The following is a 10236-nucleotide window of genomic DNA, read 5'->3' on the forward strand; positions in this document are numbered from 1 at the left end:
GATCAAGGCCGGTGTTCATAATCAACGCCACCGCCACTCGAACGTGCGGGGCGGCCCGATCCAGCACAACTGCGCGTTCTTCCACCGTCCAAGGCCGGTTGGCATAGGGCCGATTTTTCGGGCGCGGCTTTTCGCCGTTTTTGATTGTTAATCCGAGATCGATCTCGGGGGTTATTCCAAATGCTCAAGTATTGGTTTCAAGCTTTGAAGATCGATAAAGTACGGCTTACTGGTAGCGAACATCGGCGTTTGCCGCCCTACAGTCAGTGATGGAGTTTACCTACCTTGAATGGGGCTAAGCTCTCTTGGAACTGCTCGATGAACTCTAGCGTCACCAATGACGGTTGCTTCAAAATCGGACGCACAAGGGAAAGCGTATGTGACAAGAGCGGTTTGAACGGTCGGTATCTCAACCCGTTGTCTGCGTATTGGACGGCGTCCAATTCGCTGACCAGGGAAATCCCAACACCCTTTACAGCTAATTCGCAAGCCGCCGCGAACTGCCAGACTTCGATGTGGGAATTGAGTTTGACGTTGGCGCTTTGAAACGCTTTTGAAAGTTTCCCAAAAAAGTCGCTGTCGCGCCTTGTGTGAATAATCTTGGCATTCGCAAGATCAGTAGGTGACACCTCGGAGAGTTCTTCCAATTCATGTCCGGTAGGAAACACGCAAACTGTACGGACATCGATGTCTCTGCTTTCGACGGCCGGATGCCCGTTAAAACTATCTGTGATTCCGAAATCATATTGCTCACCGATCATCCACTCGAGAATGCGTTCCGGTCTGTCTGGTTCGATCGTCATTGTTACACCTGGCCGATGTTCTAAAAACTCGGCGATGACGTTGGGAAGGTGACTGGTGGCGAACCCAGACAAACATGCGATGCGGATGTGTCCCGCTTTGCGCTTCGTTATGTCCTGACTGACATCCGAGATTTGCTTCATCAATTCCAAAACACGCTCTACGCTGGGTTGCAGATAACGCACTTCCTGCGAAGGCACTAAGCGACCTTCACGGCGATCAAAAAGTTGAAAGCCAAGCGATTTTTCCAGATCAGAAAGCAGTCGGCTGACCGCAGGCTGGCTTATCCCCAGATCCGTAGCTGCAGCAGTGACCGACCCATTTGTAGAAACTGCCATGAGCGCTTCCAATTGGCGGATCCTTTTAAAGTGCCTTTTCAATGAACTTTGAAAAAAGCTCACCCTGCGAATTGATCCTAAGTTTCGCGTAAATGTTGCGTCTGTGGATGCGGACTGTGCCTGGAGAGATGCCGAGAATTGTGCCAACAGCTTCTGCCGAATGGCCCTTCAATGTGAACTCAACGACTTCTCGTTCTCGTGGCGTCAGAACGCCATCGCCAAATGCCTGGAATGCTAGATCAACGCGACGACTAACGCCATTCGCTGCGGCGCCTCGGGCCATCGTTGGAAAGTCACTCCAATGTTTGCAACAGGCTGCCCGAACGAGCGGCCATAGAGCGTGCAAATGACGAATTTCCTTGGCGGAAAAAGGCTTCTCTGCTCGCATGAGCGAGACCACAACCATCCCAGCGCCTGGGATATCGATAAAGTAGCCAATCTCCTCTGCTAACCCAGTCCTTTTGTAATAGCTGCGATAGTATTCGCCCTGATAGAACCTGTCCGGTGCGATATCGCGCATGCGGTACAGACCCGGTGTTATTGGCTTTGTCGCGGCCAAAAAAAATGGATCAAGTACGTAGGGCCCGGCTTGGTAGTCCTCAACAAAAATACGCCGTTTGCTTTTGGGGAAATCGTCGTGAAGGTCTATTGGTGCTTCGGTTCCGACATGGCCAAACACCACCGTAAAATCAAATGGTGCGACCTGCCGTATGCCATCTGCCAAAGCACATGGAAATTCTGGGGTTCCGATCTTCTCCACGACCCTGCCGGCCTCTTCCATCCAATCGTACACGCGCCGCTCCAGATTTTCGAAAAGCACCTCTATACCCCAATTGTGGTATATACAGTTATTCCGAGTTATTGTTACTTTTTCCTTGTTTGAGTGGTATGCCAACAAATGCCAAAAAATCAAGCAAAAGGAAAACGGCAGTATATGAGCTTTGACATGAGCGTCACCATGCAGACGATTGCGGAACTCCGAGGAGTGACCAAGACCTTCGGGAATGTGGTCGCCGCCAAAGACCTGAATCTTTCCATTGGGAAAGGAGAGTTCCTGTCGTTCTTAGGCCCATCTGGTTGTGGCAAAACCACTGCGCTTAGAATGTTGGCAGGTTTCGAGAAGCCAACCGAAGGTCAGGTGTTGCTCGATGGAGAAGTCGTCAACGACTTGGATGCGCACCATCGCCCAGTCAACATGGTGTTTCAGCACTATGCTCTTTTTCCTCACCTAAGCGTGTTCGACAACATCGCGTACGGCCTGCGCCAACAACGACCACGCGTAGACAAACAAACAATCGCGACAAAGGTTGAGCAAGCGCTGGAAACTGTCCGTCTTGGTGGGTTTGGCCCACGTCGCATCTGGGAGATGTCTGGTGGTCAGCAGCAACGCGTCGCTTTGGCGCGTGCGATCGTAAACGAGCCCAAGCTTTTGCTGCTTGATGAACCAATGGCTGCTCTGGATCGAAAGCTTCGAAAAGAAATGCAGTTTGAACTGCAGAACCTGCAACGACAACTGGGAATAACTTTTGTCCTCGTCACGCACGACCAAGAAGAAGCGCTTTCAATGTCCGACCGAATTTGTGTGATGGAAGGCGGCAGTATTGTGCAGGTTGGCAGCCCACGCGAACTCTATGACATGCCCCGCAGCCGCTACGTGGCTGGATTTGTAGGCACCTCAAATTTCTTTGATGCAACTGTGACTGACTCAGCAGCCGACCAAATCACTGTGCGTTTAGCGAGTGGCCAAAAGGTGCACGGAACTCCGGAGATTCCAATAGATGCAGGGCAGGAAGTGTGCGTTAGTATCCGTCCTGAACAGATCACGCTGACCCGCGCGCTACCCACAGCTGAAATCGCTCTGCCAGTTACCATTCAAAATCGGATCTTCCTTGGGGAGCACACAGAATACCTTGCGCGCAACGAAGCACTGGGTGATTTCCACGTACTTGTGCCAAGGCAAGCGGAATTGAACGAGGGGACGTTCAATGCAGGAGAGCAGGCCTTTGTTTCATGGGGCGAAGGCGCACTGCTGATCCTGGAAAAATAACAAATCCCGCAATCCAACAACAGAGAGGTTCACAATGACCAAGGATAATGGGACTATTTCCAAGCAAAAGTTCATGGAAGAGCTTCGCCGGTACCAAAAGGGTTCGGTTACACGGCGACATTTCTTAGGCGTGACAGGTCTTGGGATGGCAACGGCCGTTCTGGGCACGGCCATTCCTGGGTTGCGTCCACGCCCGGCATTTGCTGCCGGGGACATTGGCGACCGAGTGATCCTCGCCACATGGCCGAACTACCATGACGAGATGAACTTCGAAGCCTTCACGGAAGCCACTGGCGCCCATGTTCAGGTCAATGTTTTTGGCTCGAACGAAGAGATGTTGGCAAAACTACAGGCTGGAGGGTCTGGCTGGGACGTTTTCGTTCCAACCAACTACACGATCACTACGTATGTGGGTGAAGATCTGATCATCCCGCTCGATACGTCCAAACTGCCAAACTACGACGCAGGTTCATTCGAACAGCGCTTTTCCGATGCCGGTTCTGTCGATGGCCAGCTTTACGCGGTGCCAAAAAACTGGGGCACGACTGGCTTTGCAGTGAACACCAGCAAGCTTGACGGCGCTCCGACTCCAACCACATGGAAAGAGTTCTGGGACCTTACTATGGAAGGTTACTCAGGCCGGACAATGGTGCATGATTACCAACTCACCACCATCGGTAATGCCCTGAAATACTTCGGCTACTCCTTCAACTCGGTCGATGAGAAGGAACTGGCGGATGCCGAGAAATTGTTGCTGGATGCCAAACCGCATCTGTTTGCAATCTCGTCGGATTATCAGCCACCGATGCGTAACGGTGACGCCTGGATGACGATGTGCTGGACAGGTGACGGCAAGCAGATGAATGTCGACATGCCTGAAATCGCCTACGTTCTGGGAACTGAGGGCGGTGAGCTCTGGTCCGACTACTACGCTATTCCTAAGGGCGCACCCCATATGGATGCCGCTTATGCCTTGATCGACTTCCTGCTGAACCCGGAAGTTAATGCGAAAGAAGTCCTCGCTCACGGCTATCCATCGGCTGATGCTCGCACCAATGCGTTGCTGCCGAAGGAACTACTGGAAGATCCGATCCTTTATCCGGCAGCTGACCTTCTGAATGCACTCGAGTTCGGCGCGGCGGCTACACTAACCGATCCAAACCGTGCCGAGTTGCTCGCCCGCTTCAAGTCGGCCTAAGCGGCAAGGCCGCCAATATCGGAAAAGACGAGGACAAAATGACCGAACGAGGCAGAAAAGCACTGTTGCTGGCTCCAGCAGGAATATGGCTTTTGGTAATGCTAGCCCTTCCTCTGCTGGTCGTCTTCGTCTTTTCCTTTGGCGAACGGGGTGCCGCCGGAGGCTACGTTCCAGCGTTCACGTTGGAACAATATGCCAACCTTCCTGCGCGATGGACGGCGTTTAAGAACACTTTGATCCTTGCACCTCTGGGGACTATCGCTGCGTTGGTAATTGCCTACCCGCTCGCCTACTTTCTTGCGGTGCGTTGTTCACCAAAGTGGAGAACTTCGCTGTTGATCCTAGTGATCGTGCCGTTCTGGACATCGATCCTGATCCGGTCATACGCTTGGATTTTCATCCTTGGGGGGCGTGGCTTGCCCGCTTTACTGGAGTCGATCGGCATCGATGATATCCGCCTGATAAATACGCCGTTCGCTGTGCTTGTCGGGATTGTCTATGGGTATCTACCTCTGATGGTTTTCCCGATTTTTGTAAGTTTGGACAAACTGGATAAACGCCTTCTGGAAGCATCGGCTGATCTCGGATCTACCCCATGGCGTACGTTCCGTCAGGTGACACTTCCTTTGTCGGTACCTGGTATCGCAACTGGCTGCATGCTGGTCTTCATCTTGCTGATGGGCGAATTTCTGATCCCAGCGATCTTGGGCGGCGGAAAGGTCTTTTTCGTCGGAAATGCGTTAGTGGACCTGTTCCTGCAGTCTCGGAACTGGGCGTATGGATCGGCGGTCGCAATGACCCTGGTTGTCGTAATGCTTGTCACTGTCTCAATTTACATGAAATTCATCTCGCGCCTGGGTGGCCAGCGCGAAGATGTCTCGCTGATGTGAGGATCCGATGCGCTTATACGCAATTTGCGTCTACCTTTTTCTATATATTCCAATCGGCATCATCGCGCTTTTCAGCTTCAATGCCGGGCGACACGCAAGCCAGTTCATGGGTTTCTCGACCCAATGGTACGGCAAGGCGCTCAACAACCCATTTGTTATGGACGCGCTCGAGACCAGTCTGCTTGCGGCATTCATAACTGCTTGCCTTGCATCAACTCTCGGAACCATGGCGGCCATCGCTTTACAAGGGGTTAAGGGATGGCTCCGAACTTTGTTCGATGGGATGATTTACGTTGCGATAATGATACCCGGTATCGTCATCGGTATCGCGACACTCATTGCCCTAGTTACCGTATTCGGCTGGCTAAACCCGCTTCTCGCGAGCCTATGGCCCGATGGAGCAAATCCCCCGCAACTTTCCATGGGGATGCCCACGCTTGTCGCCGCACACACCATGTTCACAATGGCGCTGGTCATAATCATCGTACGTGCAAGGCTATCGGGTATGGACCGTGCCCTGATGGAAGCTTCGGCGGACCTCTTTGCGACGCCCTGGGGCACCTTTCGGCAGGTGACACTGCCGTTGATAGCACCGGCAATTTTGGCGGGCTTCCTGCTCAGCTTCACTTTCTCATTTGATGATTTCATCATCGCGTTTTTCGTAGCTGGCTCAGAAACAACCCTGCCAATCTACATATTCTCATCCATCCGGCGTGGCGTAACGCCCGAGATCAATGCCATCGGCACTATGGTTATGGGCGCGTCGCTCTTGTTGCTCGTTGCAGCGCAACTGCTTTTGCGCCAAGGCGCCTCAAAATCGAATAGTTAAATAAAGGAGCCTAGTGACATGCGGCTTGCAGGTAAAGTCGCGCTCGTGACGGGCGCGGGATCAGGAATTGGTCGGGCGGGTTCAATGGCGATGGCACAAGAGGGTGCGCATGTAATGGTAACGGATCGCGATGCAACACTTGCTGAAGCCACAGTGGCCGCGATCGTTGCGCAGGGAAATCAAGCATCTGCCATACAGCTTGATGTAACCGATGACGATGCCCTTACCAAAACCATAGACGAAGCAGTAAAAAACTTCGGTCGGCTCGACGTGTTGCACTCTCATGCTGGGTTGCAGATCGAAGGAACGCTGGAAGAAGTAGAACCAGATGGAATGGATGCTTCTTGGGCATTGAATGTCCGCGCTCACTTCATTGCCGCGCGTGCGGCCGTCCCCCATATGAAATCACAAGGTGGAGGCAGCGTGATCGTCACGGCCTCCAATTCTGGGGTTCAATACGACCGGGGTATGATTGCATATGCGACTACAAAGCACGCAGCTGTTGCGATGGTCCGGCAGATGGCAGCCGACTACGCTGTCCACGCAATCCGTTTTAATGCCCTTTGTCCAGGATTTGTAGACACCCCTTTCAATGCAGGCTTCGAAAAGCAGATGGGTGGCCGTGCCAAACTGGAAAGCTACATCGAGCAGGCGATCCCTATGAGTCGGTGGGCGACAGTTGAAGAGATTGGCCACGGGATCGTCTATTTAGCTTCAGATGAATCCGCTTTTATGACGGGGCAGGCCTTGGTTATCGATGGCGGTGAATGCATTTAGTGATGGGTTAGACCGCTGAAGAGAATGTCTATCGCCGCACTTCATTTTTTGCGAGCGCGTTTAAGTTCGCTTTGGGCTCGAAGCGGTCGCTCGTAGAGTTTGGGCGAATTTCTGCTCTGCGGACCAAACAGACGTCGCCACCGTCGAATAAGCGTTCTCCGCTCAATCACTCTAAAATGCGTGTGTGCTATCCGGCGGAAATCTGATGCTCGAGCACTTCAGTCTTCGGTGACACTGACCGACAAACATCATTGAAACTGCGTAGCGGTGTGGCAACGTTTGGCAATCCTGCAAAACTGTGTGCTGAATTGCAGACTTCCACGATGAATCCCGTTAGGAGAAGACATGCTAACTAAACTTCTTGTTTCTGCATTTTTCTTGATTATGCCTGCGTTCAGTTTTGCTCAAACAGCTGAGCGCAGCGTGACCATCGAAGCCGATGCGACAGTTAAGTCGGTTGACCCGGACACTCGGCTTATAGTGCTGCAAAACTCAGAGACAGGCGAAGAAGAGACCATTGTTGCAGGAGCGGAAGTCGTAAACTTCGACCAAATTGAAGAAGGCGACAAGGTCAAAGCGGTTTACACACTGGGGGTAGCTGCAAATATGGCATTCCCTGGCGAGGTCGACAGTATGGTTGAATTGGAAGGCCGGGCGGCAGAGGGATCAACACCGGGCGTAGCCGCTGGAACGATGGTCACGTTAATTCTGACTTTTGTTTCCTTCGACGCCGCGAATTCAATCGCTACTGTGACGGACAGCAGCGGCACAGAACAAATGATCGAGGTTGAAACAGAAGTTGGCCGTGAGTTTGTTGAGCAACTTAGCCCGGGAGACAGAGTAGCTCTAAGATTCACGGAAGGTCTTACTGTGGGAATTGTCGAAGAATAGGTGTCCACAGCGCGGCTTCATCAGGCGTATCTTGTGATTGTTATATCGCCACCCATGAAACAACTCGTCCCACCGCTTCCGGCGCCCCAAAGCTCTTAGCATTATTGGTTCAATCTGGGCGTCGAAGGGCGGCGAAAATCAGCCTTCCCAAAAGGGGATGAGGCATAGGTCATACATTGGTCTCTGCCTACTTACCGACAAGCCGACCTTGGCTCGTGGTTCAGCAATGGTCGCTTTGGGCTTGACGTGGATATTCATAGGATTCCGTTCAATGTCTGCTAAGCGGACACACTTGCCCAAAGCGCAAGTAATAGATCCGATTATTCTTTTGCGCAGCCTCAAGACCGGGCGCCGCGCGCTCTGGCGCGCGCCGGAGCTGCGCTTCCTCCGCTGAACCCGTTCTGAGGTCACGCACCGGAATCTGCTCTTGCGACAAATTGCGAGTTACGTATTTGCGGGCGGCTGGTAGTGTTTATCGTGCGCGTTTTCCATTTAAGGGTAAACCAATCGATAACGGAGGTAACAATTATGAAGCCACGCAAGCTACTGGCCCTTCTTGTCGCAGTGACAGCTGCACTTGGCCTGTCTTCCGTCGCGGCTATCGCGCAGTCGGCGGACAAACCGAACATCCTCGTCATATGGGGCGACGATGTCGGTGTCGCGAACATCTCGGCCTATACACGCGGCCTGATGGGCTACCAGACCCCAAACATCGACCGTGTCGCGAATGAGGGCATGATGTTCACCGACTATTACGGGGAGCAGTCCTGCACCGCCGGCCGGTCGTCCTACATCATGGGGCAGTCTGTATTCCGCACCGGACTTTCCAAGGTCGGCTTGCCAGGCGCCGAGCTTGGCATGCGCGAGGAAGACCCGACCATCGCCGGCCTCCTCAAGGCAGAGGGGTACGTGACGGGCCAGTTCGGCAAGAACCACCTTGGCGACCGGGACGAGCATCTGCCGACAAACCATGGCTTTGACGAGTTTTTTGGCAATCTCTACCATCTGAACGCTGAGGAAGAGCCTGAGAACTCGGATTATCCGGGCGACGCGGTTCTTGAGAACGGCCAGACGTTCCGCGAAGCTTTTGGCCCGCGCGGTGTGATCAAGTCGACGGCAGACGGCGAAATCGGAGATACTGGGCCGCTCACCAAGAAGCGGATGGAAACTGTTGACGAGGAGACCATTGCAGCGGCCATTGACTTCATCAAGCGCGCGCATGATCAGGGCCAGCCCTTCTACGTCTGGTGGAGCGGCACGCGAATGCACTTCCGCACGCATCTCAAGGACGGGATGCTGGAGCAAGCCAGCGAAATCGCCGGCCGCCGCCTCGACGAATACAGCGCAGCCATGATCGAGCATGACATGCATGTCGGAAAACTATTGGACTTATTGGACGAACTCGGCATCACGGACAACACGATCGTTCACTACTCGACCGATAACGGCCCGCACTACAACACGTGGCCGGATGCCGCCGCGACCCCGTTCTTCGGCGAGAAGAATACCAACTGGGAAGGCGGCTGGCGGGTGCCCTCGATGGTGCGCTGGCCCGGCAAGATTGCAGCAGGCTCGATCACCAACGAGATCGTGCACCACATGGACTGGCTGCCCACCTTCCTGGCCGCCGCGGGACGCCCCAACATCAAGGAAGAGTTGAAAGAAGGCGGTGTGCAGGCAATAGGTCGCGAATATAAGGTGCATCTTGATGGCTACGACATCTTGCCGCTTCTGACAGGGCAGACCGACAAAAGCGATCGTCGGGAGATCTTCTACTTCTCGGACGACGGCGACCTGACGGCGCTGCGTTACGGCGACTGGAAGTTCATCTTCATGGAACAGGAACGCTACACCACGCTTCGCGCTTGGCAGGAGCCCTTCACCCCCCTGCGTGTGCCGCTGATCTTCAACCTGCGGCGCGATCCGTTCGAGCGGTCCTACCGGACGTCGAACAGCTACTATGACTGGATGATTGACCGCGTGTTCTTCTTGGTGCCTGCGCAGCAATACGTGGCAAACTTCCTGGCCACCTTCCAGGAATTCCCGCCACGCCAGAAGGCGGCGAGCTTCTCGCTCGATCAGGTGATCGAACAGATGACCTCCGTAGTCGGCGACTGACCGAACCGAACCGGAACGTTTCTTGCCGGCGCCCCGCAAGGGCGCCGGTTATCAGACGGAACCGGTTGAGACTGAAGAGAGCGCAGAGGTTCATCCTGCCGAAAAAGAATACGTGAAATCATGGCAATCTCGCGATGGACACCGATATTTACTGGGCCTCGCTGACGACGTCAGCGATGTCACAGGTGCCTGAATATGCGGGTTTGGACCAATGCGTCGCCGGTCACACCGAGATCGCCGAAGCCAATCAACTGGTTGAAAAACATATTGCTCGCAGTTTCTGCTTTGGGCTGATGTCGTTGAAAAACTCTTCCTTGATTGAGAGGCAAGCTGCTGATTCAATTCTC

General features: G+C 53.6%; 10 protein-coding genes. 8 read left to right on the forward strand and 2 right to left on the reverse strand.

The window, feature by feature from the left end:
* Positions 1 to 263: 263 nt before the first annotated feature.
* Together GOV80_RS22065 and GOV80_RS22070 are read right to left on the reverse strand one after the other, a co-directional pair.
* Positions 264 to 1181, reverse strand: a complete 918-nt coding sequence (locus tag GOV80_RS22065) for a LysR substrate-binding domain-containing protein (protein WP_214648104.1) — start codon at positions 1179 to 1181, stop codon at positions 264 to 266.
* Positions 1165 to 1932 carry a helix-turn-helix transcriptional regulator gene (locus GOV80_RS22070; RefSeq protein ID WP_331252683.1) on the reverse strand — a complete coding sequence of 256 codons (768 nt, stop codon included), beginning with the start codon at positions 1930 to 1932 and terminating at the stop codon, positions 1165 to 1167. The genes GOV80_RS22065 and GOV80_RS22070 overlap by 17 nt, the downstream gene beginning before the upstream one ends.
* Before the next feature lie 153 nt (positions 1933 to 2085).
* Between GOV80_RS22070 and GOV80_RS22075 the strand changes: the two genes are divergently transcribed.
* The 8 genes from GOV80_RS22075 to GOV80_RS22110 form a co-directional block, all read left to right on the forward strand.
* Positions 2086 to 3186: an ABC transporter ATP-binding protein gene (locus GOV80_RS22075; RefSeq protein WP_237216008.1), complete on the forward strand. Its 1101-nt coding sequence runs from the start codon at positions 2086 to 2088 to the stop codon at positions 3184 to 3186.
* A gap of 34 nt (positions 3187 to 3220) precedes the next feature.
* Entirely contained in the window at positions 3221 to 4384 is a 1164-nt protein-coding gene (locus GOV80_RS22080) for an ABC transporter substrate-binding protein (RefSeq protein ID WP_093962198.1), read from the forward strand.
* Between the two features lie 38 nt (positions 4385 to 4422).
* Positions 4423 to 5274 (forward strand): ABC transporter permease, encoded by an 852-nt coding sequence (locus tag GOV80_RS22085; RefSeq protein ID WP_093962199.1) that lies wholly within the window; start codon positions 4423 to 4425, stop codon positions 5272 to 5274.
* Positions 5275 to 5281: 7 nt separating this feature from the next.
* Positions 5282 to 6103: an ABC transporter permease gene (locus GOV80_RS22090; RefSeq protein WP_170774018.1), complete on the forward strand. Its 822-nt coding sequence runs from the start codon at positions 5282 to 5284 to the stop codon at positions 6101 to 6103.
* A gap of 18 nt (positions 6104 to 6121) precedes the next feature.
* Positions 6122 to 6880, forward strand: a complete 759-nt coding sequence (locus GOV80_RS22095) for an SDR family NAD(P)-dependent oxidoreductase (protein WP_170774021.1) — start codon at positions 6122 to 6124, stop codon at positions 6878 to 6880.
* A gap of 345 nt (positions 6881 to 7225) precedes the next feature.
* A complete protein-coding gene (locus tag GOV80_RS22100; protein WP_170774022.1) occupies positions 7226 to 7771 on the forward strand; it encodes a hypothetical protein in 546 nt (181 codons plus the stop codon).
* 528 nt (positions 7772 to 8299) lie between these two features.
* Positions 8300 to 9889, forward strand: a complete 1590-nt coding sequence (locus tag GOV80_RS22105) for an arylsulfatase (protein WP_170787790.1) — start codon at positions 8300 to 8302, stop codon at positions 9887 to 9889.
* A gap of 134 nt (positions 9890 to 10023) precedes the next feature.
* The coding region (locus GOV80_RS22110; protein ID WP_170787792.1) for a hypothetical protein at positions 10024 to 10236 on the forward strand (213 nt) is incomplete at its 3' end.

It is taken from the genome of Ruegeria lacuscaerulensis (genome assembly GCF_013034685.1).
In the GTDB taxonomy this organism is placed as follows: Bacteria; Pseudomonadota; Alphaproteobacteria; order Rhodobacterales; family Rhodobacteraceae; genus Ruegeria; species Ruegeria lacuscaerulensis_B.

What these genes read in the sequence shown, in the direction of transcription:
- GOV80_RS22075 (WP_237216008.1), top strand. Translation starts at nt 2,086, where the DNA reads ATGAGCGTCACCATGCAGACGATTGCGGAACTCCGAGGAGTGACCAAG.
- GOV80_RS22080 (WP_093962198.1), top strand. Translation starts at nt 3,221, where the DNA reads ATGACCAAGGATAATGGGACTATTTCCAAGCAAAAGTTCATGGAAGAG.
- GOV80_RS22085 (WP_093962199.1), top strand. Translation starts at nt 4,423, where the DNA reads ATGACCGAACGAGGCAGAAAAGCACTGTTGCTGGCTCCAGCAGGAATA.
- GOV80_RS22090 (WP_170774018.1), top strand. Translation starts at nt 5,282, where the DNA reads ATGCGCTTATACGCAATTTGCGTCTACCTTTTTCTATATATTCCAATC.
- GOV80_RS22095 (WP_170774021.1), top strand. Translation starts at nt 6,122, where the DNA reads ATGCGGCTTGCAGGTAAAGTCGCGCTCGTGACGGGCGCGGGATCAGGA.
- GOV80_RS22100 (WP_170774022.1), top strand. Translation starts at nt 7,226, where the DNA reads ATGCTAACTAAACTTCTTGTTTCTGCATTTTTCTTGATTATGCCTGCG.
- GOV80_RS22105 (WP_170787790.1), top strand. Translation starts at nt 8,300, where the DNA reads ATGAAGCCACGCAAGCTACTGGCCCTTCTTGTCGCAGTGACAGCTGCA.